This is a genomic window from Pseudomonas sp. Seg1, from assembly GCF_018326005.1.
Lineage (GTDB): Bacteria > Pseudomonadota > Gammaproteobacteria > Pseudomonadales > Pseudomonadaceae > Aquipseudomonas.
Genome location: NZ_AP021903.1, coordinates 3,658,178 through 3,681,989, shown reverse-complemented (window position 1 = coordinate 3,681,989; position 23,812 = coordinate 3,658,178). Strand labels below are relative to the sequence as shown.

Sequence of the window (23,812 nt, the reverse complement as noted above, 5' to 3'; positions counted from 1 at the left end):
AAACCGGATAATGGCCGCCATTCGTTTAGCCGTATTCTGGTAATCCCGCATGGAAATCAAGGTCAACTTTCTCGACAACCTTCGACTTGAAGCCAAGTTCGACGACTTCACGGTGATCGCCGATCAGCCCATTCGTTACAAGGGCGATGGCTCGGCACCGGGACCGTTCGATTACTTCCTGGCGTCGTCGGCCTTGTGCGCGGCTTACTTTGTGAAGTTGTACTGCGACACGCGCAACATTCCCACTGAAAACATTCGCCTGTCGCAGAACAACATCGTCGACCCGGAAAACCGCTACAACCAGATCTTCAAGATCCAGGTCGAGCTGCCGGCTGACATCTCGGAAAAGGATCGCCTGGGCATCCTGCGCTCCATCGACCGTTGCACCGTGAAGAAGGTCGTGCAGACCGGTCCCGAGTTCATCATTGAAGAGGTGGAAAATCTCGACGCCGATGCTCAGGCGCTGTTGATGCCGCATTCCACTTCAGAAGCGGGCACTTACATCGCCGGCAAGGATCTGCCGCTGGAGCAGACCATCGCCAACATGTCGGGGATTCTCGCCGACCTGGGCATGAAGATCGAAATCGCTTCGTGGCGCAACATCGTGCCGAACGTCTGGTCGCTGCATATCCGCGACGCGCACTCGCCAATGTGCTTCACCAACGGCAAGGGCGCGACCAAAGAGGGCGCGCTGGCCTCGGCGCTGGGCGAGTTCATCGAGCGGCTGAACTGCAACTTTTTCTACAACGATCAGTTCTGGGGCGAAGAGATCGCCAATGCCGAGTTCGTGCATTACCCGGACGAGCGCTGGTTCAAGCCCGGGCCGAAAGATGCGCTGCCAACCGAAATCCTCGACGAATACTGCCTCGGCATTTACAACCGCGATGGCGAGCTGCTCGGTTCGCACCTCTACGACACCAACTCCGGCAACACCCAGCGCGGCATCTGCTCGCTGCCGTTCGTGCGCCAGTCCGACAATGAAGTGGTGTACTTCCCGTCCAACCTGATCGAAAACCTGTTCCTCAGCAACGGCATGAGCGCTGGCAACACGCTGGCCGAAGCGCAGGTGCAGTGCCTATCGGAAATCTTTGAACGCGCGGTCAAACGCGAAATCCTCGAAGGTGAAATGGCCCTGCCGGATGTGCCGCAGGCAGTGCTCGAGAAGTACCCGAGCATTCTGGCCGGTATCAAGGGTCTGGAAGAACAGGGCTTTCCGGTGCTGGTCAAGGACGCGTCGCTGGGCGGTGAATTCCCGGTGATGTGCGTGACCCTGATGAACCCGCGCACCGGCGGTGTGTTTGCCTCGTTTGGCGCGCACCCAAGCCTGGAAGTGGCGCTGGAGCGCAGCCTGACCGAATTGTTGCAGGGTCGTAGCTTCGAGGGTCTGAACGACTTGCCGCAGCCGACTTTCTCGGGTCAGGCTGTAACCGAGCCGAACAACTTCGTCGAGCACTTCATCGACTCCAGCGGTGTGGTGTCGTGGCGCTTCTTCAGTGCCAAGCCAGACTTCGAATTCGTCGAGTGGGACTTCTCCGGTCAAGGCGAAGACTCCAACGCCGAAGAAGCCGCAACACTGTTCGGCATCCTCGAAGACATGGGCAAAGAAGTCTACATGGCGGTCTATGAGCACATCGGTGCCAAGGCCTGCCGGATTCTGGTGCCAGACTACTCGGAGATCTACCCGGTCGAAGACCTGATCTGGGACAACACCAACAAAGCCCTGCAATTCCGTGCCGACATCCTCAACCTGCACAGCCTGAGCAAAGTCGGCCTGCGTAACCTCGCCCAGGGCCTGGAAAACAGCGAGCTGGACGATTACACCGAAATCACTACGCTGATCGGCGTCGAGTTCGATGACAACACGCCGTGGGGCAAGTTGACCATCCTCGAACTGCGCCTGCTGATCTACCTCGCCTTGCAGAAGTACGATCAAGCGAAAGACCTGGTCGAAGCCTTCCTGCAATACAACGACAACACCGTCGAACGCGGCTTGTTCTATCAAGCGGTGAACGTGGTGCTGGAGATGGAACTGGACGAGGACCTGGTGCTGGCTGACTACGAAACCAACTTCCGCCGCATGTTCGGCGACGAGCGCATGGACGCGGCCATTGGTTCGGTAAACGGTAGCGTGCGCTTCTATGGTTTGACGCCGACGAGCATGAAGCTGGAAGGACTGGACCGGCATCTGCGCTTGATCGAGAGCTACAAGAAGCTGCATTCGGCGCGGGCCAACGTGGCGGTTTTGTCTAAGTAGTCGGTGGGCCCATGGTGAGGGATTCTCTCACCACGGGTTTCTCAAAAAATCTGCCTCTCAGGCATCTTTTTTAGAAGGGATTACTGCGGCAATGAAAGATTTTGTTGCCTTGCCAAGTGCGTACATTGACTTGTCAAATTCATACATCTGATCCGCTCGGGCATCGAAGGGGATAGCTTCGATCAGACCTCGAACCCACTCTGTATAAAGTTTAACTTCTCCCACCGTTACTGTTTCGAGCGTGTGTCGGCCATCGCACAGGTCTTGGCCGAGCAGATACCTGAACGCACGCAAACTATGTTGGTCGACGATTGGTTGAGAGGCTGGCTCAGACAGATGACGGCCAAATTGCTTGAATACCGGTGCTTTCTTGTCTATTGGGTCATTGGCGGAGTTTTTATTGCTCTCAACAATACCCGCTGCGATGTGGCCGATTTTTCCCAGATCGTCTTGTTTCCATATCGTTGCGATCATCAGACGCTCCAGCGGAGTTGTCGCACTGGCCAAAAGTGCTTCCTTGCTCATCGTTGCGTAGTCGGCCAACGTCTCGCAATCTTCAGGCGAGAACAACATCTCCAGTCGAGGATAGGTTTCCAAGTTGAAATGAAATTTCTTTGTCAACTCGTCGGGCTCAATGAAGCTGCCAAACGGTCTTTTGCCTTTGACGATTTCTTCGAGCCGTCCATAAAGTAGAACAAGTGTCTCGCGAAGTTTTTGTTGTTGGGGCGTGCAATCTACGGTTTTTAATGAAGGTCTCAGCCGTTTTTCCATGATGATCGTGCGCTCAATGCCATGAAATTCGTCTCGAACTTTTTCGAACCCCAGCGAAGTGTAGAAATCTTCGGCGGTGATAGAGGAGGGTACACGAAGGCTCTGGGCGCCCTCCTTGGTGGCGACTGTCTCGAGAGTCGCCATCAGCAGCTTCCCGATTCCGGCGCCTTGGTGAGATGGTGTAACAAATACGCTTCGAACCACGTCACCATCAAGGCTTGCCGTTGCAATGACTTGCTGATCGATTGTCGCCACAAACATCCGACGTTGATTCAACAACTGCAGGATCGCCGCAGGAGAGAAGCTTTTCTCCACCTGATCAATGATTTCTGGCGAGTAGTGTTGGGCGTTGGATTCACGCAAAGCAGCGACAATGACTTGGCTTATGGCTTGGGCATCGAAGTGGGATGCGAGGCGAATCTGTTGACTCATTGAGATGGCTCCATGGTTTACGCTACCTTCCGTGGCTCTATACGGGGCAATGCCCGAGTGAAAATAGCAAAAAGGGAACGATATGGCAGGTGAGGGGCTTGAGGACATTCTTGTGAATGATCTTTCGGTGATCTTTTGCGGCATCAATCCCGGCCTGCTGGCCGCCGCACAAGGGCATCACTTCGCCGGCCGTGGCAACCGGTTCTGGCGCACGCTGCATCTGGCCGGGTTCACGCCTGAAGAGATTCGCCCGGAAAATGACCGGACGATCCTGCAGTATCACTGCGGATTGACCGCTGTCGTGGATCGCCCGACGGCGCGAGCGGATCAGCTGTCCCTGGATGAATTCAATGCCGCTGCCGCCAACTTCGAGCTAAAGATCAGGCGTTACGCCCCCGGGTTTGTCGCGTTTCTGGGCAAAGCGGCGTTTGCCGCGTTGTCCGGTCAGCGTGAGGTGCAGTGGGGGCGTCAGGACAGCACCTTTGGTGGGGCAGCGGTGTGGATATTGCCCAATCCGAGCGGGCGCAATCTGGCGTTCACGCAGGAGCAATTGGTGACGGCGTATCGAGCACTTCGTCTGGCCGTCAGGCCTTAGCGTCCCTGCGCCGACGCTGCCAACTGCGCGGTGTCGACCCGCACAAACACCGAGTCGCCCACCGCTGTCAGCACGTCCCCTGCAAACACCTCGCAGATCACCCGGGTCTTGCGCCCGACTTCACCTTCGACTTTCGCCTTCAGGGTCAGCGCTACGCCCATCGGCGTCGGTTTGATGAACTTGATGCCAAGGTTGCCGGTGACGCAGTCGATGCGCGGCAGGGTCCCAGGATCGCGGTTTTCTGCGCGGTAGTGATAAGCCATTGCGGTCCAGTTGGAGTGGCAATCGACCAGCATCGCGATCAGCCCGCCGTAAACCAGTTCCGGCCAGCCACAGTATTGGGCGTCAGGCAAATGTTCAGCGACAACGTGGATGCCGTCTTCGTGCCAGTGGCTTTTGATGTGCAGGCCGTGCGGATTGCGGCCGCCGCAGCCATAGCAAACGCCCTCGGGGGCGGCGCTGTCTTGCAGTGAGGTGTCGAGGCTGGACATGGGGGTGGTCATCCTGGAGTGGTGCGCCCGGTCAGGCGGATGCGGTTACGCCCGCCGCGTTTGGATTCGTAGAGCGCGGCGTCGCCTTGTTCGATCAGTGCGGCGAGACTGGCGGGCGGTGTGTCGAAAATCGTGGCACCGATGCTCAACGTTACGGCGTCAGGCGTCGGGAATGTCTGTGAAGAGGTTGTCAGGAACTGCTCGCGCAAGGCGTCGCCGAGTTCAACTATGCGTTCATTGGAGGCGTGGGCCAACAGGATCACGAACTCGTCACCGCCCAGACGCGCCGTCAGCGCTTCGCGGGGCAGGAGCGCGCGGATCAACTCGCTCAAGGCGATCAGCAAGCGGTCGCCGGCGGTGTGGCCGTACTGGTCGTTGACCAGTTTGAAATTGTCGATATCGATCAGCAACAGAGCGCCGGGACGTTGCGGCGAGGTGTCCTGCAACAAGCGCGGTGCGCGCATTTCGAGGGCGCGGCGGTTGTACAGGGCCGTCAGCGGATCGCGGGCCGCGAGGCGGGCGATCTCTTTTTCGCGGCGGTAGCGTTCGGTGCCGGTCATCGACAGCGCAATCAGCATGATCGCCATGGTGCCTTCGACCAGCGAGATCTGAATGATCTCGCCACGAAACGCCGCCAGATCGATGAGCGTGCCGGGAATCATCACGGTCAGCGCTTTGAGAACATAGAAAATCCCGTGGGCCAGCAAGACGTAGCGCAGTTGCACCGCACCGACGCTTAGCGACTTGCCGTGGGGGCGCAGCAGAAAACTCGCCTTGAGCGTCGACAGCGCCACCAGCAGCGAGTTGGCCGCCAGCATCACCTTCGACCACAGCGGTCCTTCCGGCAACACCAGCATGACCAGCCAAATGACAAAGATCAGCGACCAGCCGCGAGACAGGCGTGTCTGGGTGAAGCGTGCAACACCCAGCAGAAACAGAAAGTGGGCGGTCACCAACAGGCCGTTGGCGAACCAGATGCCGATCAACACAAAGCCACTGCTGCGCAGCAGGGCAAGGGTTGAACCCACGGTAATCGTGGCGAAACCAGCGCTCCAGAACAGTAGCGAGGGCTCACGAATACTGCGCCACTCGATCGCCAGATACAGCGCCGCGGCGGCGGCGAGGGCGATCGAGATAGTCAACATCGTAGGAGGGTCGAGCGGCATTTCTGGCAGAGCCTGTCTGATTGGCAGTTAGACGGGCGATTGTAAGCGTTCGGGGCTGTTTTGGCAGGAGGGGCGGCGCGTCCGGCAATGGCCGACGCGCCGTTGTTTTATTGACTGGCGTCCAGCACCACGCGGTAGCGCGCCTTGCCGCTACGCAGATGCTCGACCGCCTCGTTGACTTTGCTCATGGGAAACATCTCAACTTGCGGCAGGATCTGGTGCCGCGCACAGAATTCCAGCATGGTCGCCATGGTGCCCGGCGAGCCTACCGGCGAGGCGGAGAGCGACTTTTGCTGCGGAATCAGATCGAACACATGCACCGGGATGGCGCTGGGCACAATGCCGACAAAGTGCAACCGGCCATTGCCGCGCAGGGTGGCCAGCATGGCCGGCCAGTCAAGGTCGGCGTTGGCGCTGATCAGCAGGAAGTCCAGAGTGCCGGCAATCGCCTTCAACGCTTTGCTGTCGGTTGAGGCGACGACGTTATGCGCGCCAAGACGTTTGGCTTCGTCCTGCTTGTTCAGCGATGAGGTGAATGCGCTGACTTCGCAGCCCCAGGCATTGAGAAAGCGCAGCGCCAGATGACCGAGGCCACCGATGCCGACCACGCCGACCCGGTCGGTGGGTTTGACGCCGAATTGCAGCAGCGGGTTGAACACCGTCGAGCCTGCACAGAACAGTGGCCCGACCAGCGCCGGATCAAGCTTTTCGGGTACCGGAATCGCCCACGCCCAGTGCGCGCGCAAACGGTCGGCGAACCCGCCGTTGCTGCCGATGATGGTCGGTTGCGCAGTGCCGCACAGTTGTTGTGAGCCAGAGATACAGGACGAGCAGTGCATGCAACTGCCCTTGTACCAACCGATCCCGACCCGCTGACCCAGTTCGAGACCGCGCACCTGTGACCCCATGCGCACGATCTTGCCCACCACTTCGTGGCCCGGGACGAACGGATAGCGGCTGATGCCCCAGTCATTGTCGATCAGTGACTGGTCGGAGTGGCAGACACCGCAATATTCCACAGCGACTTCGACATCGTCTTCGCCCAATGCACCGGGGTCATAGCTGTAACGCTCCAGTGGCGCGCCGGCAGCGGTCGCGGCCCAGCCGTTGAACGTTGTGGGTTCGGTGTTGCTCATGGGACACCTCCGGGTGAACAGACAGGGACATTGGCAGCCCGGAAAGTCTAGTCGGTCATTCGTCCGGCGCGAGCCACGTATCGACGACCCGTCGATCCAGCTCCTCCCAGTACGCCATACCCAATACCCGTGTGGTGTTGAGGCCGCGCAAGTAACCGCGCAACTCATGGGCGGTGTCCCGAATGAGTTGCGGGTCGGCGTCGTTTCTATTGAGCAATACACTTTCGTACTGGACCAGGTATTCAGCCACCCGCTCGCGAAAATCGGGCAGAACGGCGTCTCGGATCAGGTCAAACGTTCTCAAGGAGGGTTCCTCATTCATGTTTTTCTAGTTGTGTTTGAGTGTGTATCAGTCTGCACGTCGCGCAACTATCGCTAGAAGTAATAGTGACCATCACGAAACGCAAGTTCTGCTTTCGCGGCAATGGGCGGAAAATCGCCTCCATCGAAACGCAGCTCAAGGAATTTGCGCGATGAACATTCTGACTCGACTGGCGCTGGCCGCACTGCTGATGGGCGCTGCCGCTGCACCGACCTACGCAGACGATGCCCGGTCGTGTCATTTTCAAACCATCACGGGCAGCAGTGCCACGTTGCAGCACTCGCAGACCGTCGGTGTGCTGTACAGCGAAAACACCCTGGACAACCTGCAATACCTTGAGCGTTACCACGACATGGCGGTCAACGGCGCGAAAGATGCGCTCGACTCGCGGATTCGCGAAGCCTTCGTCGAAAGCTCCGATCCGGAATTGGCCATCGACTGGCTGGTGAGTTCGCTGCAGCAACAGTTCTTGTCCGTGACCGTTTACGACAGCCTTGATGCGTTGATTCAGGCCCATCCGGATGTGGTGGTGAAGCTCGACACTTTCAATCGCCTGTTGACCCAACGCAACAGCCTGGTTGAAGCGCGTTTCACTGCACGTTTCTACGATGCCGACCTGCAATACATCGGCAAGGCCGAAGGGGCGGTGGAAAAACAGCTGCCATCGGTCTGGGTCCACAATCAGGCCGCGCCGCAAATCGCTGCGCAGATCGAGAAACAACGGGACTTGCAACTCAACGCACTGAAGCAGTTCGACAGCTCACTCAAGGCGTTGGTGTCCGCAAGCTGAACACTTAAAACATAAAAGGCAGCGGCGGCGCCGTGAAGCTGGACCGTTGCCGGTAGAACCGAACCTTTATTTTCAGGATTACACCGATGCGTCCTTTATTCGTGCCTGCCATGACAGTTGCTTCTTTGTTGCTTGCCGGTTGCGCCTCCGCGCCGAACGACCCGACCCTGACCTTGCAGACCCGCAAGACGCCGGCTCAGTACGCCGATTGCGTGGTGCCGAAGTTGCAGGGCAGCGCACTGAACCCGACTGTGTCGCAGACCCAGCGCAGCTACCGGATCGTCGTTCCGAGCAAGGTGGCGGCGGACAACGTGCTGGAAGCCTACAAGGCCGGCAGTGGCGGCAAGGTGTTTCTCTATGAGCGTCACCTGTTGGCCTCGAACTTCCTGCCGTCGAGTTTTGAGCGGGCGGCTCAGGACTGCATCTGATTTCACCCGTTCACCGTATCTGACAGAGCTCCTTTGGTTGGCCGCAACCAACCAATTTTTTGCCCCGTGCCTTCATTCGGTCGCGGGGCTTTTTTTTGCCTGCAATCGTTGATGTTCAGACGATATCGATCACCACTTTGCCGACGCCCGTGCCTTGCTCCACCGCATCATGAGCCTGACGCGCCTCACTCAGGGTAAAACGCTGCGAATGCAGCAATGGCTTGACCTTGCCTTCCTCGATCAATCGCGTGGCATAACCGAGAATCTCGGCGTGGTGCTTGCGTCCGGTACCGGTAAGCATCGGCAGCAACACAAAAATCCCCGACAGCGTTGCACTGCGCAGCGAACCGGTAGCCAGGTTGTGGGTGCCGAACGCCGCGCAACTGGTGACGTGGCCATACAGGCGAATCGCAGCAAAAGCGTCATCGAGGCTCTTGCCGCCGACTGTGTCATAGATCACATCGAAACCTTTGCCGGCGGTGTACTGATTCACGTATTGCTCGACCGGCACGTCGCGGTAGTCGATGGCTGTGGCGCCGTAGCCTTCGACAATCGAACGCTTGCCCGGCGAGACCGTGGCGAACACCTCGGCGCCGAGTGCCTTGGCAATCTGCACCGCCATGTGACCGACACCGCCGGCACCGCCATGCACCAGCACTTTCTGCCCGGCCTGGACATGGGCGCGATCCACCAGACCTTCCCAGGCCGTCAGGAACACCAGCGGGATCGCTGCCGCTTCGCGAAAGTCCAGATTCTTGGGTTTGCGCGACACCAGATCGGCATCCACCGCGATGTATTCGGCAAGTGAGCCGGGCAAGCCGCGCACGCCTCCGACCATCCCGTAAACCTCATCACCCACGGCCAGATGCTGGATGTCGGCGCCTACGGCTTCGATGACACCCGCCATGTCCGTGCCGAGAATCGCCGGCAGTTCCGGCATGGCGTACGGCGCATTGCCGGAACGAATCTTGTAGTCGATCGGGTTCACACCGCTGGCGACGACACGCACCAGCACTTCATGGGCTTGCGGCTGCGGGCGGCTGATCTGCGCTTCACGAAAGGCGTTATTGGCGTAGTCATCCAGGATCAACGCACGAATAGTCGGTTGGCTCATTACACGCCTCGCTGTCATTTTTAAGGAGAGGGCAATGGTGGTAGCTGAGCGGAGGTTTGTCGACCCCCCGAAGGTGGACGCGGCCTGTAGGCAGATTCTGCGGGTTCGAAACGATTACGCGTGTCCATGCGGATAGCGCTCTCCTCGGCAGCCAATCGTGGCTCAGAGGAAGTTATAGCCGTTGAAAAGCAAGCAGCCGGGCCTGACAGCGCGCCCGGCTCCTGTAATATGCAGCCCACCACTTACCACGAGCATTGAAAATGGATTCTCACTCGATTCTGGCGTTTACCCTGGTTGCTGCGATCGCCATCGCCAGCCCCGGCCCCGCCACGCTGATGGCGATCAACAACAGTCTGGCCCACGGGCAACGCAGCACGATCTGGTCGTCACTGGGCAATGCCAGTGGTCTGTTTTGCCTGTCAGCCGCGGCCATGCTCGGCTTGGGCGCTGTATTGGCGAGTTCCGAGTGGCTGTTCAATGCAGTGAAGATCATCGGCGCCGGCTACCTGTTCTACCTCGGGGTCAAGCAGTTGTTCAAAAAGGGCCCGATGCTCCCGGACGCTCTCGAGGGCGACGCGAACAAGCCGCGCCCGACTCGCGGCAAGCTCTACAAATCAGCCTTTCTGACCGCCGTAACCAATCCCAAGGCAACGATGTTTTTCACCGCGCTGTTCCCGCAGTTCATCGATCAGGGCGCGGCGTTGCTGCCGCAATTTCTGATCCTTACCGCGATCTTCATGGCGTTATCGGTGTCGTCGTTGAGCGTCTATGCCGCGATCGCATCGCGGGCCAAAGGCGTATTGACCCGGCCCGCGCTGTCGCGCTGGGTCAGTCGAGTCGTGGGGACGACCTTTATCGGCTTTGGCGCGGCCATCCTGACGATGCGCCGGCAGACGGCGTAAGGGCGGGGCGGGGGATCAGACCCATTTGAACTGTGCCGGGAACCGCGCCACAAATCGCGTTCCCGATTCAACGTCCGAGGTCACGCTCAACGTGCCGTTGTGTGCCGCCGCAATCTGCGAGGCGATGTAAAGCCCCAGGCCCAGGCCTTCACAGCGCTGACCGGCTTCTGACCGGGAAAAAGGCTCGAACAGCAGTGGCATCAATTGCGCTGGGATCGGCGTGCCTTGGTTGGTTAGCGAAATGACAATCTCGTCGTTCTCGGCGTAGGCCTTGAGGACGATCGGCGCATCGGTTGAACCATGGGTGACCGCGTTGCCCAACAGGTTGGACAGCAACTGGCTGATGCGCAACGCGTCGCAGTAAACCCCCGCTGGTACATCCAGTGCATGGCTGATGATTGCCTGTGGATGGCTCACTTTGATTTCTTCAAGGGTCAGCAGCAGCGTGCGCTGCAAGTCGTCCACCAGTTTGCGCTGCACCGGAATCCCGCCACCGAGGCGACCCCGGGCAAAGTCGAGGATGTTTTCGATCAGCACCCCCATGCGCACCGAACTGTTGCGGATTGCCGCAATGAAATTCAGCGAGCGTTTGTCTTCGGTCTTGCTTTCCAGCAGGTCGGCGCTCATGCGAATGGCGCTCAGCGGTGTGCGCAGGTCATGCCCGAGCACTGCGATGAACTGCTCGCGCAGCCGGCCCAGCTCATTGGCGCTATCCAACTCTGTTTTGGTGGCCAGCAGACGACTTTGCGTGTCGAGGCTCATGGCAATCAGTTGGGCGAACAGCGTCAGCGTCTTGGCAATGGCCGGTTCGTCCAGATTGGCCGGTACGGAATCGATCGCACAGAGCGTGCCGAAAAAATCGCCGTTGGCTTTGACGATGGGAATGGATATGTAGCTCTCCAGCCCATAGGTTCTCGGCGTGTGATGTTGCGAAAACAGCGGATGCAGGCTGGCATGGCCGAAGATCACGGGTTGTTTGTGTTGGCGGATTTCGTGACAGATGGTCGATTCGAGTACCAGTTCGCCACCGGGTTTGAGCCCGAAATCAATGGAGTCGTCGACCGCGCAGGCCACCCAGTTCCTTTCGGTGACCCGAGCCACAGCGGCGAAGCGCATGCCGGTGAGGTGCTTGACCATGCTCAGGATCACGGGCACCGCATCAATGCTGCGGATGGCTTCAATGTCTGGTGTGAACTCTGGGTTGGTCATGGGGGCGCTTCGCGATGATGTCGGGCAGAGACTATCGCTTCTTGTCGCCTATTGCTAATGGGCCAGGTGCAGGAACGCCAAGGGCGCCGCGGATTTTCCGGGGCGCCCTTGGCCAGTGTCGTCGCCGGCGTGCGCGACTCAGAACTTGTATTTGGCGGTCAGCATGTAACTGCGCGGATTGCCGTAGTTGTCGTTGGAACCCCACGTGATGTTGCTGCCGATGGCGGAATAGTAGACGCGGTCAAAGATATTGTTCGCGTTGACTTGCAGGTCGAGGTGCTTGGTGAGTTCGTATCCGGCCATCAGGTCGGTGGTCGCGTAGCCGCCTTGTTCGAGTCGATAGTTGCCGCCATTGGCAAGCGCGACGTCGTTGTACATGCGGCTTTGCCAGTAGACGTTGCCACCGACGCGGAGTTTTTGTAGCGGGCCCTGGAAGCGGTACACCGTCGAGACCTTGAACAGGTGCTCGGGTGTGTCGGTTTTGAATTTCTGATTATTGTTGGCCGGGTTTTCATCCTTGATGTAATGCGCGCGGGTGTAGGTGTAGCCAGCGCCCAGCTGCCAGTTTTCGGTCAGCGCGCCTTGCAGTTCCATGTCGATGCCTTGGCTGCGCACTTTGCCTGAGCCGTTGTAGCAGGTCATGACCGGGCAACCGAACTGATTTTCCGCCAGGGTTGCGCGGTTGGTCTGGTCCATCTGGAACACGGCCAGACTGGCGTTGAGGGCGCCGTTGAAATATTCGCCCTTGATGCCGACTTCGTAGTTTTCACCGACGATCGGATCCAGCACTTTGCCGGAAAGATCCTTCGAGGTTTGCGGGGTGAAGATGTCGGTGTAGCTGGCGTAGACGGAATGATGCTCGTCCAGCTTGTAGATCAGGCCGGCATAACGCGTCAGGTTGCGGGTGACCTTGTAGTCGCCGTCGCCGGTGCGGTCATCGTAGTCATACCAGTCCAGGCGACTGCCGAGGATCAGCGTCAGCGGATCGGCCAGGCTCAAACGGGTGGTCAGGTAAACGGCGTCCTGAGTGGCAACGCTGCGCGTTTTACCGTCACGCACGAAGTCCGGCTTTGGCGCACCGATCGGCCAGGCCGTGGTGTACGGATCGTACTCCTTGGAGGTCGCATCGTAGACGCGATGGCTGGAGCCGACGACCAGTTCGTGGGTGCGGCCGAAGGCTTCGAACGGGCCGCTGGCAAAACCGTCGAAAGCGTTTTGCTTGTCGGTGTTGTGCGATTGGTAAGCCGTGGTTTCCAGCGGGCCGTTGTAGCGCGACAGGTAAGTGCCGGAGAACTCGCCGTTGAGCGTCGAGGAAGAACCGGCGACGTGGAGTTTCCAGTCGTTGTCGAAGCGATGCTCGACTTCGCCGAAGACCGTGTCGATCTGCAGTTTCTTGTTTTCCCAGTCGGTGCCGGGGTAAGTGGAGCGGGGCAGATCAAGGTGGTGGCCGTTGGTGCCGATCGGCAACCCGCCCCAGAAGTAGTTGGTCTGTTCATTTTGCCGGGAGAAACCCAGAGTCGCGGTGGTGCTTTCGCTCAGGTCGGCTTCACCGATGGCGTAGAACAGGCCGTGATCGTTTTGTTCCTTGTCGCGGAAACTGTCGGCGCCCTGATAGGAGCCCACTACACGGCCACGCAACGTACCGCTGTCGTTCAAAGGGCCGGAAGCGTCGATCTCGCCGCGATAATCATCCCAACTGCCAGCTGCACCGGTGAGTGTCACTTGAGGCGTGGCCGTCGGGCGTTTACGCACCATGTTGATGGCGGCTGACGGGTTGCCGGCACCCGTGACCAGACCGGTAGCACCGCGAACGATTTCAACCCGGTCGAACATCGCCAGGTTCGGTTGCACCGCCATCGAGTACGGCTGATAGGAGCTGGGCAGGCCGTCGTACATGATGTTGTCGATGTCGAACCCGCGCGCGCTGTAAGCCTGTCGGCCCGGACCGCTGGACTGGTTGAGGAACAAGCCCGGCGTGCCGCGCACCACGTCGTTGATGCTGGTCATGCCCTGATCGTCCATGCGTTGACGGGTGATGACGGTGACGGCTTGAGGCGTTTCGCGCATGGTCAGCGACAGCTTGGTCGCGGTTTGCATGGGGCCAGTCGTGTAAGACTGCGAACCCTCGGTGGTGCTGCTCATCTGGGTAGCACCGATCTCGGTCGCGCCGAGTTCCAGTGTGGCGGGAGGGGCAGCATTTTCCGGCGATGGCGGTGGAGCTTCATCAGCTGAAACGGATGAGAGGCTGACCATGCCAATGGCGAGTGCCAGCAGGTTGGGTGAGAGGTTCGAACGGCGGTGGCGGGTGTGAAACGACATCAATCTGCTTCCCCAAAAATTACCAAAACGAATCTGATGCACATGCATGTAAGAAGTATTCGCATTAGCATGTCAGATTGATTCGGTTGGAGAAAGGTACTGACTTCAATTGGTTAACAAATTTTTCACATTTGCGGCGTAGGGAAACGATCACCGCCACGGCGCAAATCAAAGCCACTGGTGGAAATCAGTAGATCCAGGAGAGGGTGCAGAACGGCCAAGTTGCGTGACCGCGCCCGATCAACATGAAGTTTGATCGGGCGCGGTCAGAGGGAGGGGAACGCTTTGATCAGCTCAGGTCTTCAGCGTCATGGCGCTCAGGCACCTGGCTCGCTTCATCACCCCACGTGCGGTTGACGCGCTGCCCACGGATGACCGCCGGACGCTGGGCGATTGCCTCTGCCCAGCGCTGCACATGGGTGTACTCATCGGCTGCGAGAAACTCCGCCGCCGAATAAACATTGTTGCGCACCAACTGCCCGTACCAGGGCCAGACCGCGATATCGGCGATGCTGTAGTGCTCGCCGGCCAGGTAGGGGCTTTCGGCCAGACGTCGATCCAGCACATCCAGTTGGCGCTTGGCTTCCATGGTGAAGCGATTGATCGGGTATTCCATTTTCTCCGGCGCATAGGCATAGAAATGCCCGAACCCGCCGCCCAGGTAAGGCGCAGCGCCCATCTGCCAGAACAACCAGTTGAGGGTTTCGGTGCGTCCTGCCGGATCCTTGGGCAGGAATGCGCCGAACTTCTCCGCGAGATACAGCAGGATCGAGCCTGACTCGAACACCCGAATCGGCGGCTCGACGCTGCGGTCCAGCAGTGCAGGGATTTTCGAGTTCGGATTGATCTCGACGAAACCGCTGGAGAATTGATCGCCCTCACCAATGCGGATCAGCCAAGCGTCGTACTCGGCGGCGCTGTGCCCCAGCGCCAGCAGCTCTTCGAGGAGGATGGTGACCTTCACCCCGTTGGGCGTGGCCAGCGAGTAGAGTTGCAACGGATGCTTGCCCACCGGCAGCGTTTTCTCATGGGTCGGCCCGGCAATCGGGCGGTTGATACTGGCGAACTGACCACCGGATGGCGCTTCATTTTTCCAGACCTTGGGCGGAACGTAGGGCGCTTTGCTCATGAAACGGACCTCATCGTGACTGGCTGAGAACAGATGAACACCGTAGGGAAAAATCCCGATGGATGCCAGCTCGATTTATCGTTACATCACGATATGCACAGGCATTGGGCCGCTTCTGTATGGCTATAAGGGAAATGCCCTGTGTGGCGTGTTCCCTTATTGGTGATAAATACCCGACCTATTTCAATCCGCAGCAAAGCGCGCCAGAAACTCGCTGATCAGCGAAATCGTCTGTTGCTGGATTTCCGTGCGCGCGCGTCCGCCGTCGCCATCGGTGCAGATGATGCCGTCGCCGGGTGCGTCTTCTTCCAGCATTGCCATCGCGCCAGGCTTGCATGGCGACATGAAACTGAAGTGGCTGGCGTCGCTGATCTCGACGTATTGGCTCAATGTTTTCGGCAATCGCTTGACCAGATCGGCGGACTCAAGTTGAGCGGGAAGGTCTTGCGACGGCACACCGGCTGCGATGACCAGTACCGGAACAGGCAGTGCCGCAAGGCTGGCATCGGTGAAACCACGTGAGAAACCGAGGTCCAGTGAAACCACGGCAGAGACGCGTTTGTCGCGCAAGTCGGCGGCCAGTCGTGTCTTCGAATCCGCTCTGCTGGCGGGATTCATCTGCTGATAAACAGAGCAACTGGCCAATTGCGAATGGACTTTGCAGTCTTCGCCGAAACGCTCGGTGTCGAAACGCGCGCCGGCGATTTCCAGGCTGGTCCAGCCGCCGAGAGAGTGGCCCACGACGGCAATGCGCGGTTTCGCGACCGTACCGAACTTTTTCGGCTGAGCCGTCACCGCATCGATGGCTCTACTGACATCCGCAGGACGCAGCCATAACTGCGCCGCCGCCTGAGGGCTGCGGTCATGCGTGGTGCTGCCGGGATGATTGACCGCCGCGACGATATAACCCTGGTGCGCGAGCGCGCTGGCCAGCCATGCCTGGTTGCTCCAATTGCCGCGGTAACCATGTGAGAGCACTACCAACGGGTGTTCACCGGCAGCAGGTGGCGCATTTTTCGCGACCATTACACCGACAAACGCCGGGTTGTCGGCGACCAGTTCCGGCGCGGCAGTGGTTGCACTGGCCGGGTACCAGACGACCATTTCCAACGGACGCTCATTGTTCGCGTCCGCCAGGGTCGAGAGCTGGAAACCGATAGGGTTGTCGTCAGCGAATACGTGGGTGGTCAGGCAGAAAAGAAGCAGAGCGCCGAAAGCACGTTTCATTGTTTTTATCTTCCGTGATGAGCCTCGATTGGCGAGGTGGACTTTGCCTTAATCGGCGCGCTTCAGCGAGTCCGGACTGAAAATCAGATTGGCGATTTCGCTGGCGTCCGGTTCTTGCTGCCATTCGCCAGAAGCGTTGGCAGTTTCGCGCACAATCCATTGCTGCGAGCCGGTCCAGGACAGCTCGATGCAGGGTCCCGTCAGCTCTGCGTTGTCGATCAGCAAACCGACTTCATCCGCTGGGCCGGGACACATGCCGCCAACCGAAAAAGGTACACGCGCACGTATCAGGTCTTTGAGCATGCCCAGCAGTTCGTCGTGAGAGCAGAAGGGTACGTGTCGGTCCCCGGAAACACCGCCAGCAAAAACCAGATGGCCTGCCGCCGAGCCCTCTGTATTTATCGAGGCCAGATGCACGGGAGGCCGGCCGGAGCCCTTGGCATAACGCGATGTGTTCACAGCAACTCCTTGTCAGTGGATGCTTGAAACGGTGCGGTCAAAGCATCTTCTTGCGGCCAACGCATCTTCAAGTGTTCGATCAGATAGTCCATGAATGCCTTGACCTTCGGCGTCATCGCCGCACGCTCCTGCACACAGGCATAAATGTCCATTCGCTCGACAAAGCCGTGACCTGCTCCGTCCTGGTTCTGAAACAGCGGCAGCAGTTGGCCGCTTGCGATGTACGGTGCCGCCACGAACTCGGCCAGTCGCGTGATGCCCGCACCGTTGACCGCCATCTGCGCCAGTGCATCGATGTCATCGCTGATGGTCGTGGCATTGATATTGGCCTCGTAACTCTGGCCGTCTCGCGAGAAAGTCCAACGAAGAAAGCGCCCGTCCAATGGGTAACGGAACGCCAGGCACGCATGGTTTTGCAGATCGTCCGGCGATTGCGGCGCGCCTGCGCGCTCCAGATAGGCTGGGGCGGCGCACATGATGAAGGGCAGCGAAACGATCTTGCGCGCAACAATGCCATCTTCCAGTTGCGGTTTGATCCGCAGGCTCAAGTCGATGCCGTCCTGGATGTGATTGATCTTGCGGTTGGTGGTCGACAGCTCCAGCAGAAGGCGCGGGTGCAGCGCCGCGAACCCGGCGATCAATGGTGCGAGCACATGCCGTCCGAATGCAGAAGTGGAGGCAATGCTCAGCCGTCCTTGCAGTTCGGTCTGTTCGTTGCTGATTGAGCTTTGCGCCGACTCCAGATCTGCCGCGATGCGCTTGACCTTGTCGTAGTACACCGCGCCGTTTTCAGTCAGCGCCATGCTCCGCGTGGTGCGCTGCAGAAGTCTCACGCCGAGATGCGTCTCCAGACGATTTATCGTCTGGCTCACCGCTGCCGCACTGACGCCCAGGGCTTTGGCGGCGCCGACAATGGAGCCCGATTCCACCACTTTGATAAAACTGGCAATTGCCGCTAATAGATTCATCCATGGCCTGCCGAGAACGGTTTGATTCGTAAGTTGTGCTTTATAAAGTACCTGCGATTAGCCGTCTAGTTGAGGGGAGTCGCGCTTGTTAAGGTGCCCGCTCCCTGTCAATGGATGGAAACGCCATATGAATCAAACAACCAGCACCGATGCTTTGATTGTCAGCCGTCGCAAGCTGTCACCGCGTGCCACACCCTATGTGTTTGCCTTGTACATGGCGACGATCATGGCGTTTCTGATGTCACTGGTGATCACCGCCGCCAACTCCGGCATTGATAACGACTACCTGAGTAATGCGCTGCACGCGTACAAGTTGGCGATGCCGGTGGCATTCCTGTGCATCCTTGTTGTTCGGCCCGTCGTGATCAAACTGGTGGCGTGGACGGTGCATCCGCATCGTTGAGTGCTGAACGCTTCCGGCGCCTCAGAAAAACTCGTCAAGCAACTGATAAAAGGCAATCCGTTGCAGATCAGGCTCTACGCCATAGGCCTCGAAAAACACTGGCACCCACTGCTCGCCGAGGTTGTAGGTAATGCTGTTGGCGGCCAACGCCAAGTCCTGATAACGGTCAGAGACGCCAAGTCGCCCGCAGTCGACAAACCCGCTGAACTTGCCATTGTCAGCGAGCAGGTTGGGCAGACACGCATCGCCGTGTGTCACCACCAGATCCTCGTGATCAGGACGCTCGGCGAGCATTTGCTGGAACACCGCTTCAGCACTGCGACCCAGACGTGAATCGTCGAAGTCTTCCTCGTCAATCAGGCCCGCCAGCAGATGCTCGCGGGCGAGGGCGATTTTTGCGTCGAGGCGGTGATCGAACGGGCAGCTGGCGATGGCGACCGCGTGCAGTGATCGCAAGGCTGTGGCCGCGAGCGTCACGATCTGCTCCGGCGCCAGGTGCGCGCTGCTGGCCAGATCGCGACCGGGCACAGCCGTCATCAGCAACCAGTTGCGCTCATTTTCAGTGGTGGTATCGAGCACCCGAGGCGCCGGGAGATCCTGCTCTGCCAGCCAGCGCAACCGCTGCACTTCACCGGGCAGTTCGCCCCAGGTCATCACCTGTTCAGACTTCACAAACAGCGGCGCTGAACCCGCCGGCGTAATCCGCAGTACATCGGCGCGGGACTCACCGATGGTTTGTTGTTCGATCTGTGCGTCAGCGAATCGCGGGTGCCATATCGCGGGTAAGTCCATGTCGATTCGTCCCTTGTAAATCTGTTGATGAGGCGCATTGTGCCGCGCCGGTGATTTTGCGCGCAAACACCGGGGCAGGGCGTTGCCCTGGCAAATCAATCGAAACTTCGTCGCCAGCCCGACTGTCCAGACCCTTACACCTCTCGGCGGATGCACTGCCGGGAATGCTCCATGCACCGGTGAAAGGCGAGGAACACGATGACGATGACAGTTGGAGATTTTCTGGTTGAGCGGCTCAGCCAATGGGGCGTCACGCGGATTTTTGGTTATCCGGGTGACGGCATCAATGGCGTGTTCGGCGCGCTCGACCGGGCCAAGGGAAAGATCGAATTCATTCAGGCGCGCCATGAAGAAATGGCCGCGTTCATGGCCTCGGCCCACGCCAAGTTCACCGGGGAGTTGGGTGTGTGCATCGCGACTTCAGGGCCGGGCGCATCGCACCTGATTACCGGGCTCTACGATGCGCGGATGGACCACATGCCGGTGCTGGCGATTGTCGGTCAGCAGGCGCGCACTGCACTGGGCAGCCACTACCAGCAGGAGCTGGATCTGGTCTCGATGTTCAAGGACGTCGCTGGCGCCTTTGTGCAGCAGGCTTCGGCACCGTCGCAAGTGCGCCACTTGCTCGACCGCGCGGTGCGCACGGCCGTCGGCGAACGCCGCGTCACGGCGATTATCCTGCCCAATGATTTGCAGGATCTTCCCTACGAAGCGCCGGCCCGCGCCCACGGCACCGCACATTCCGGTGTCGGGTACAGCAAGCCGAGAGTGCTGCCGTACGAGGCGGATTTGCAGCGTGCCGCCGAGGTTTTGAATGCCGGTGAAAAAGTCGCAATTCTGGTCGGTGCCGGTGCTCTGCAAGCCACGGATGAAGTGATCGCCGTCGCCGAAAAACTCGGCGCCGGAGTCGCCAAAGCCTTGCTCGGTAAAGCCGTGCTGCCCGACGATCTGCCGTGGGTCACCGGCAGCATCGGCTTGCTCGGCACTGAGCCCAGCTACAAACTGATGACCGAGTGCGACACGTTGCTGATGATCGGCTCGGGTTTCCCGTATTCGGAATTTTTGCCCAAGGAAGGTCAGGCGCGGGGCGTGCAGATCGACTTGCAGCCGGACATGCTCAGTCTGCGCTACCCGATGGAGGTCAATCTGCAGGGCGACGCGGCTGAAACACTCGCCGCGTTGCTGCCGCTGCTGGAACAGAAAACCTCGGGCAAATGGCGCAAGAAGGTCGAAGGCTGGCGCGGCACCTGGGAGAAGACCCTGGAAAAACGCGCCATGGCCAAGGCCAGACCGATCAATCCGCAACGGGTGGTGTACGAGTTGTCACCGCGCCTGCCGGACGAGGCGATCATCACCAGCGATTCGGGTTCGTGCGCCAACTGGTATGCCCGCGACCTGAAAATCCGCCGTGGCATGAAGTGCTCGCTGTCCGGCGGTCTGGCCTCGATGGGCGCCGCGGTGCCGTATGCGATTGCGGCGAAATTCGCCTACCCCGAGCGTTCGGTGATTGCCCTGGTGGGCGACGGCGCCATGCAAATGAACAACATGGCCGAGCTGATCACCGTCGCCAAATACTGGCGGCAGTGGCAAAGCCCGAAATGGATCTGTGCGGTGTTCAACAACGAAGATCTCAATCAGGTCACCTGGGAGCAGCGGGTGATGGAAGGCGATCCCAAGTTCGAAGCGTCGCAGAGTATTCCGGATGTGCCGTATCACCTGTTCGCCATTTCCATCGGCCTGAAGGGCATTTTTGTTGATCGCGAAGAGGACGTCGCCGCGGCCTGGGAGCAGGCATTGGCCTCGGACGTTCCGGTGTTGATCGAATTCAAGACCGATCCGAACGTGCCGCCGCTGCCACCGCACATCAAGCTTGAGCAGGCGAAGAAATTCGCCACGACCTTGCTCAAGGGCGATCCGGATGAGGCCGGAATCATCGTCCAAGCCGCCAAACAAGTGCTGAGCTCGGTACTGCCCGGCAAAAAATAACCCGAATTTCCTCGCGAAACCTGTAGGAGTTGCCGACGGCTGCGATCTTTTGATCTTCAAAAACAACATCAAAAGATCGCAGCCTGCGGCAGCTCCTACATTGGAATGGAGGCAGGCAATTGATTTTCATCGGCTGTGCAGGCTGGAGTCTTGCGCGTGAACATTGGCCGGCATTCCCGGCTGACGGCACGCATTTGCAGCGCTATGCCGCGCAATTCAACAGCGTCGAAATCAACAGCTCGTTCTATCGCCCGCATCGCCGACAGACCTACGAACGTTGGGCGGATTCGGTGCCGGAGGGTTTTGCTTTTTCAGTGAAGATCCCCAAACACATCACCCATGAACTGCGCCTGATCGGCTGTGAGGCTGCGCTGGAAGAATTCCTTGGGCAATGCAGCGGATCAGGCGATCGCCTGGGCTGCCTGCTGGTGCAGTTACCGCCGTCGCTGGCGTTTGATGCGGCCGTTGCCGAAGGGTTTTTCAGCGCACTGCGCCAGCGTTTCTCCGGGCCTGTGGTGCTGGAGCCGCGCCACGAATCATGGGTCGGCGGCGAAGCGCTTTTGATCAAGTACCAAATCAGCCAAGCGGCGGTAGACCCCTCGCGTATCAGCAATGACGCTTCACCGAGAGGCTGGCAGGGCACGAAGTATTGGCGCTTGCACGGTTCGCCGCGCATCTACCACAGCGCCTACGATTTGCCGTACCTGCAACAAATTGCGCGAGCGTTGCAGATCGCCTCAGAGGAGGGCGCCGCAACCTGGTGCATCTTCGACAACACCGCCAGCGGCGCCGCGATAGGCAACGCTTTGAGCCTGGTGAAAGCGCTGCTTATTCCGGCGCCAGATCGCCGTACCAGTACGCCGCTGTAACGCCGCCATCCATCAGGAAATCGCTGCCGGTGACCAACGCCTGAATGGATTCGCGAGAGCCCACGTCAACGATGCAAGTGGTCACTTTGAAACCGGCATCCAGCAGGACGCGGGCCGCAGCGTCAGCGTTGTCCTGTTTCAAATCCGCCAGCACGACGTGTTTGCCGACACTGACGCGACGGGCAACGGCCTGACCGATCGAACCGGCGCCAATGACGACAATAACGTTGGTCGGGGTGGGCATGGCGTCTCTCCTCAAAGTGATGCGCCAACCTATATAGCGGGTGTTCGCTCAACAATACGGTGATTGCTGCATAAGCTGATGAGCGAGGCTCATGAATGCGCGCTGTCGCGTGGTAACTCGACCACTGTCTGATCACCGTCTAGAGTTTTTGCACCCGAAGACGTTGAGGACACGTCATGAAGAACGAAGAAGCAATCGCAGCATCAGTGCAGATTGATCAGCGCATCAAGGACCTGAGTGACTGGCGCGGTGAAACCCTGGCACAGATCCGCGCGATCATGCACAAGGCTGATCCCGAGATAGTCGAAGAGTGGAAATGGCGCGTGCCGACGTGGTCGCATGGCGGGATTATCTGCACCGGGGAGACTTACAAGTCAGTGGTGAAAATGACTTTTGCAAAAGGTGCGTCCCTGGAGGATCCGACGGGATTGTTCAATTCAAGCCTTGAAGGCAATACGCGACGGGCGATTGATGTGCATGAGGGCGAGGAGATTGATGAAAAGGCCTTGGTGGCACTGATTCGAGAGGCGGTGAAACTGAATACGTCGAAGCCCTCACCCTAACCCTCTCCCTGTATGTACCGGAGACATGGTGGACAGGTGTTCGGAGACATGGTGGACACTTTTTAATAGACACATTGCTCATCACCAAGGAGATGACCTGTGTCCTGGGAAGAGGTGTCCACCGTGCAGCTTCGTTCAGAGTTCGTGCATTTGGCTCGGCAAGAAGGAGCCAATGTCCGGCAGCTTTGCCGCCGATTCAATATCAGCCCAAGCACTGCCTACAAATGGCTCAACAGGTTTGAAACTTCAGGTGCAGAGGGCTTGATCGATCAGTCTCGACGACCGAAGACGTCACCCAAACGCTGCGCTGACGAGGTTGAGCAGCAGATTCTGACCGTGAGTGAGGAATACGCGGCTTGGGGCGCTCGCAAGCTCAAACGTGTGCTGGAAGACAGCGGCGCAGTAATGCCTTCGGTCAGTACCGTGCATGCGGTTTTACAGCGTCATTCACGCGTTGATTCAAAGGCCGCTGAGATTAAACCGTTTATCCGCTTCGAGCATGAAGCGCCCAACGATCTTTGGCAGATGGACTTCAAGGGCCATATCAGCCTGGCTCAGGGACGTTGCCATCCGTTGACGATACTGGACGATCATTCGCGGTTTTCGCTGTGTATCGCGGCCTGCCTCGATGAGCGACGTGAAACCGTTCAGGAGCATCTAATCAGGGTCTTTCGGCGTCATGGTCTGCCTTTGCGCATGACGATGGACAACGGTTCACCCTGGGGTGACCAGACTGGCGTTTATACCGCGCTGGAGGTCTGGCTGATGAGTCAGGGCATCAAGGTCGGGCACTCTCGACCTTATCATCCGCAAACCCAAGGAAAGCTGGAACGCTTCCACCGCAGCCTGAAAAATGAAGTCCTGCGAGACCGACATTTTATTGATCTCAACGGTGCACAACGGGCGTTTGATATCTGGCGTGATATCTACAACCAGAAGCGTCCACATCAAGCGTTGGACATGCAGGTGCCTGCTACTCGCTACAGCAGCAGCCCACGGGAATATCAGGAGCAGCCCGCGGCGCCGGAGTACGACGATGGGGATGTGGTCAGGAAGGTTCAGGTGAAGGGCGAGATCTACTGGCGGAACCGTGAATACACAGTCGGAAAAGCTTTTTATGGGAGGTCAGTAGCTATCAGGGAAACGACGGAAGATGGCATCCGCGATGTCTACTGGAGTAGACATCGTATTGCCCGAATCGACTTGAACTTGCAGATCGTTACGGCAGGTAAGAAGATCTAAA

General features: G+C 58.8%; 22 protein-coding genes and 2 pseudogenes. 10 read left to right on the top strand and 14 right to left on the bottom strand.

Features of this window, described 5'->3' with window-relative positions:
• The first annotated feature begins 49 nt into the window (after positions 1 to 49).
• Complete coding sequence (locus tag KI231_RS16470) at positions 50 to 2,254, top strand: OsmC domain/YcaO domain-containing protein (protein WP_212809117.1); 2,205 nt, start codon at positions 50 to 52, stop codon at positions 2,252 to 2,254.
• A gap of 753 nt (positions 2,255 to 3,007) precedes the next feature.
• Here KI231_RS16470 and KI231_RS30065 read toward each other — a convergent pair.
• A pseudogene (locus tag KI231_RS30065) lies at positions 3,008 to 3,457 on the bottom strand (GNAT family N-acetyltransferase); the annotation flags it as partial.
• An 82-nt stretch (positions 3,458 to 3,539) separates the two neighbouring features.
• On the opposite strand from KI231_RS30065, the gene mug reads away from it, so the two are divergent.
• A complete protein-coding gene (gene mug / locus KI231_RS16460; protein ID WP_212809115.1) occupies positions 3,540 to 4,052 on the top strand; it encodes a G/U mismatch-specific DNA glycosylase in 513 nt (170 codons plus the stop codon).
• On the opposite strand, the gene KI231_RS16455 is transcribed toward mug, so the two are convergent.
• From KI231_RS16455 to KI231_RS16440, 4 genes are all read right to left on the bottom strand, one after another.
• On the bottom strand, positions 4,049 to 4,543 hold the full coding sequence (locus tag KI231_RS16455) for a PaaI family thioesterase (RefSeq protein WP_212809114.1): 495 nt from the start codon (positions 4,541 to 4,543) through the stop codon (positions 4,049 to 4,051). The two genes, mug and KI231_RS16455, sit on opposite strands and share 4 nt — an antisense overlap.
• An 8-nt stretch (positions 4,544 to 4,551) precedes the next feature.
• Positions 4,552 to 5,709, bottom strand: a complete 1,158-nt coding sequence (locus tag KI231_RS16450; protein WP_212809113.1) for a GGDEF domain-containing protein — start codon at positions 5,707 to 5,709, stop codon at positions 4,552 to 4,554.
• A 107-nt stretch (positions 5,710 to 5,816) separates the two neighbouring features.
• Positions 5,817 to 6,845: an NADPH-dependent aldehyde reductase Ahr gene (gene ahr, locus KI231_RS16445; protein WP_212809112.1), complete on the bottom strand. Its 1,029-nt coding sequence runs from the start codon at positions 6,843 to 6,845 to the stop codon at positions 5,817 to 5,819.
• Positions 6,846 to 6,900: 55 nt separating this feature from the next.
• The gene (locus tag KI231_RS16440) at positions 6,901 to 7,149 is read right to left on the bottom strand and encodes a hypothetical protein (RefSeq protein ID WP_103302467.1); all 249 of its coding nucleotides are present in this window, start codon (positions 7,147 to 7,149) and stop codon (positions 6,901 to 6,903) included.
• 169 nt (positions 7,150 to 7,318) lie between these two features.
• Here KI231_RS16440 and KI231_RS16435 point away from each other — a divergent pair, with 169 nt between their 5' ends.
• Both KI231_RS16435 and KI231_RS16430 read left to right on the top strand, forming a co-directional pair.
• A complete protein-coding gene (locus KI231_RS16435; protein ID WP_103302311.1) occupies positions 7,319 to 7,957 on the top strand; it encodes an ATPase in 639 nt (212 codons plus the stop codon).
• A gap of 86 nt (positions 7,958 to 8,043) precedes the next feature.
• Positions 8,044 to 8,385 (top strand): YajG family lipoprotein, encoded by a 342-nt coding sequence (locus KI231_RS16430; protein ID WP_103302310.1) that lies wholly within the window; start codon positions 8,044 to 8,046, stop codon positions 8,383 to 8,385.
• A 115-nt stretch (positions 8,386 to 8,500) separates the two neighbouring features.
• On the opposite strand, the gene KI231_RS16425 is transcribed toward KI231_RS16430, so the two are convergent.
• Positions 8,501 to 9,499, bottom strand: coding sequence for a zinc-dependent alcohol dehydrogenase family protein (locus KI231_RS16425; protein WP_103302309.1), 999 nt, complete (start codon positions 9,497 to 9,499; stop codon positions 8,501 to 8,503).
• Between the two features lie 260 nt (positions 9,500 to 9,759).
• On the opposite strand from KI231_RS16425, the gene KI231_RS16420 reads away from it, so the two are divergent.
• Positions 9,760 to 10,401, top strand: a complete 642-nt coding sequence (locus KI231_RS16420; RefSeq protein ID WP_212809111.1) for a LysE family translocator — start codon at positions 9,760 to 9,762, stop codon at positions 10,399 to 10,401.
• Between the two features lie 15 nt (positions 10,402 to 10,416).
• Here KI231_RS16420 and KI231_RS16415 read toward each other — a convergent pair whose 3' ends face one another.
• The 6 genes from KI231_RS16415 to KI231_RS16390 form a co-directional block, all read right to left on the bottom strand.
• A complete protein-coding gene (locus KI231_RS16415; protein WP_212809110.1) occupies positions 10,417 to 11,610 on the bottom strand; it encodes a GAF domain-containing sensor histidine kinase in 1,194 nt (397 codons plus the stop codon).
• A gap of 138 nt (positions 11,611 to 11,748) precedes the next feature.
• The gene (locus KI231_RS16410; RefSeq protein WP_212809109.1) at positions 11,749 to 13,929 is read right to left on the bottom strand and encodes a TonB-dependent siderophore receptor; all 2,181 of its coding nucleotides are present in this window, start codon (positions 13,927 to 13,929) and stop codon (positions 11,749 to 11,751) included.
• Between the two features lie 289 nt (positions 13,930 to 14,218).
• Positions 14,219 to 15,058: a glutathione-dependent disulfide-bond oxidoreductase gene (gene yghU / locus KI231_RS16405; RefSeq protein WP_212809108.1), complete on the bottom strand. Its 840-nt coding sequence runs from the start codon at positions 15,056 to 15,058 to the stop codon at positions 14,219 to 14,221.
• Between the two features lie 183 nt (positions 15,059 to 15,241).
• Complete coding sequence (locus KI231_RS16400; RefSeq protein ID WP_212809107.1) at positions 15,242 to 16,285, bottom strand: alpha/beta hydrolase family protein; 1,044 nt, start codon at positions 16,283 to 16,285, stop codon at positions 15,242 to 15,244.
• 48 nt (positions 16,286 to 16,333) lie between these two features.
• The gene (locus KI231_RS16395; RefSeq protein ID WP_212809106.1) at positions 16,334 to 16,744 is read right to left on the bottom strand and encodes a hypothetical protein; all 411 of its coding nucleotides are present in this window, start codon (positions 16,742 to 16,744) and stop codon (positions 16,334 to 16,336) included.
• The gene (locus KI231_RS16390) at positions 16,741 to 17,712 is read right to left on the bottom strand and encodes a LysR family transcriptional regulator (RefSeq protein WP_212809105.1); all 972 of its coding nucleotides are present in this window, start codon (positions 17,710 to 17,712) and stop codon (positions 16,741 to 16,743) included. The genes KI231_RS16395 and KI231_RS16390 overlap by 4 nt, the downstream gene beginning before the upstream one ends.
• 127 nt (positions 17,713 to 17,839) lie before the next feature.
• Between KI231_RS16390 and KI231_RS16385 the strand changes: the two genes are divergently transcribed.
• Complete coding sequence (locus tag KI231_RS16385) at positions 17,840 to 18,115, top strand: DUF2798 domain-containing protein (protein WP_103302300.1); 276 nt, start codon at positions 17,840 to 17,842, stop codon at positions 18,113 to 18,115.
• A 21-nt stretch (positions 18,116 to 18,136) separates the two neighbouring features.
• Here KI231_RS16385 and KI231_RS16380 read toward each other — a convergent pair whose 3' ends face one another.
• Positions 18,137 to 18,907, bottom strand: coding sequence for an APH(3')-II family aminoglycoside O-phosphotransferase (locus KI231_RS16380; protein ID WP_212809104.1), 771 nt, complete (start codon positions 18,905 to 18,907; stop codon positions 18,137 to 18,139).
• Positions 18,908 to 19,105: 198 nt separating this feature from the next.
• Here KI231_RS16380 and KI231_RS16375 point away from each other — a divergent pair, with 198 nt between their 5' ends.
• Both KI231_RS16375 and KI231_RS16370 read left to right on the top strand, forming a co-directional pair.
• Positions 19,106 to 20,893 carry a thiamine pyrophosphate-requiring protein gene (locus KI231_RS16375; protein ID WP_103302298.1) on the top strand — a complete coding sequence of 596 codons (1,788 nt, stop codon included), beginning with the start codon at positions 19,106 to 19,108 and terminating at the stop codon, positions 20,891 to 20,893.
• 119 nt (positions 20,894 to 21,012) lie between these two features.
• Positions 21,013 to 21,762 carry a DUF72 domain-containing protein gene (locus tag KI231_RS16370; protein WP_212809103.1) on the top strand — a complete coding sequence of 250 codons (750 nt, stop codon included), beginning with the start codon at positions 21,013 to 21,015 and terminating at the stop codon, positions 21,760 to 21,762.
• Here KI231_RS16370 and KI231_RS16365 read toward each other — a convergent pair.
• Positions 21,728 to 22,006, bottom strand: a pseudogene (locus KI231_RS16365) (SDR family NAD(P)-dependent oxidoreductase); the annotation flags it as partial. The gene KI231_RS16370 and the pseudogene KI231_RS16365 overlap by 35 nt on opposite strands.
• 176 nt (positions 22,007 to 22,182) lie before the next feature.
• Here KI231_RS16365 and KI231_RS16360 point away from each other — a divergent pair.
• Positions 22,183 to 22,569 (top strand): DUF1801 domain-containing protein, encoded by a 387-nt coding sequence (locus tag KI231_RS16360; protein ID WP_212809101.1) that lies wholly within the window; start codon positions 22,183 to 22,185, stop codon positions 22,567 to 22,569.
• Between the two features lie 99 nt (positions 22,570 to 22,668).
• Positions 22,669 to 23,811, top strand: coding sequence for an IS481 family transposase (locus KI231_RS16355; RefSeq protein ID WP_212809100.1), 1,143 nt, complete (start codon positions 22,669 to 22,671; stop codon positions 23,809 to 23,811).
• The last annotated feature ends 1 nt before the right edge of the window (position 23,812 follow it).

What these genes read in the sequence shown, in the direction of transcription:
- KI231_RS16375 (WP_103302298.1), top strand. Translation starts at nt 19,106, where the DNA reads ATGACGATGACAGTTGGAGATTTTCTGGTTGAGCGGCTCAGCCAATGG.
- KI231_RS16430 (WP_103302310.1), top strand. Translation starts at nt 8,044, where the DNA reads ATGCGTCCTTTATTCGTGCCTGCCATGACAGTTGCTTCTTTGTTGCTT.
- KI231_RS16380 (WP_212809104.1), bottom strand. Translation starts at nt 18,907, where the DNA reads ATGGACTTACCCGCGATATGGCACCCGCGATTCGCTGACGCACAGATC.
- KI231_RS16385 (WP_103302300.1), top strand. Translation starts at nt 17,840, where the DNA reads ATGAATCAAACAACCAGCACCGATGCTTTGATTGTCAGCCGTCGCAAG.
- yghU (WP_212809108.1), bottom strand. Translation starts at nt 15,058, where the DNA reads ATGAGCAAAGCGCCCTACGTTCCGCCCAAGGTCTGGAAAAATGAAGCG.
- KI231_RS16400 (WP_212809107.1), bottom strand. Translation starts at nt 16,285, where the DNA reads ATGAAACGTGCTTTCGGCGCTCTGCTTCTTTTCTGCCTGACCACCCAC.
- KI231_RS16455 (WP_212809114.1), bottom strand. Translation starts at nt 4,543, where the DNA reads ATGTCCAGCCTCGACACCTCACTGCAAGACAGCGCCGCCCCCGAGGGC.
- KI231_RS16390 (WP_212809105.1), bottom strand. Translation starts at nt 17,712, where the DNA reads ATGAATCTATTAGCGGCAATTGCCAGTTTTATCAAAGTGGTGGAATCG.
- KI231_RS16420 (WP_212809111.1), top strand. Translation starts at nt 9,760, where the DNA reads ATGGATTCTCACTCGATTCTGGCGTTTACCCTGGTTGCTGCGATCGCC.
- KI231_RS16470 (WP_212809117.1), top strand. Translation starts at nt 50, where the DNA reads ATGGAAATCAAGGTCAACTTTCTCGACAACCTTCGACTTGAAGCCAAG.
- KI231_RS16435 (WP_103302311.1), top strand. Translation starts at nt 7,319, where the DNA reads ATGAACATTCTGACTCGACTGGCGCTGGCCGCACTGCTGATGGGCGCT.
- KI231_RS16450 (WP_212809113.1), bottom strand. Translation starts at nt 5,709, where the DNA reads ATGCCGCTCGACCCTCCTACGATGTTGACTATCTCGATCGCCCTCGCC.
- mug (WP_212809115.1), top strand. Translation starts at nt 3,540, where the DNA reads ATGGCAGGTGAGGGGCTTGAGGACATTCTTGTGAATGATCTTTCGGTG.
- KI231_RS16410 (WP_212809109.1), bottom strand. Translation starts at nt 13,929, where the DNA reads ATGTCGTTTCACACCCGCCACCGCCGTTCGAACCTCTCACCCAACCTG.
- KI231_RS16360 (WP_212809101.1), top strand. Translation starts at nt 22,183, where the DNA reads ATGAAGAACGAAGAAGCAATCGCAGCATCAGTGCAGATTGATCAGCGC.
- KI231_RS16425 (WP_103302309.1), bottom strand. Translation starts at nt 9,499, where the DNA reads ATGAGCCAACCGACTATTCGTGCGTTGATCCTGGATGACTACGCCAAT.
- ahr (WP_212809112.1), bottom strand. Translation starts at nt 6,845, where the DNA reads ATGAGCAACACCGAACCCACAACGTTCAACGGCTGGGCCGCGACCGCT.
- KI231_RS16415 (WP_212809110.1), bottom strand. Translation starts at nt 11,610, where the DNA reads ATGACCAACCCAGAGTTCACACCAGACATTGAAGCCATCCGCAGCATT.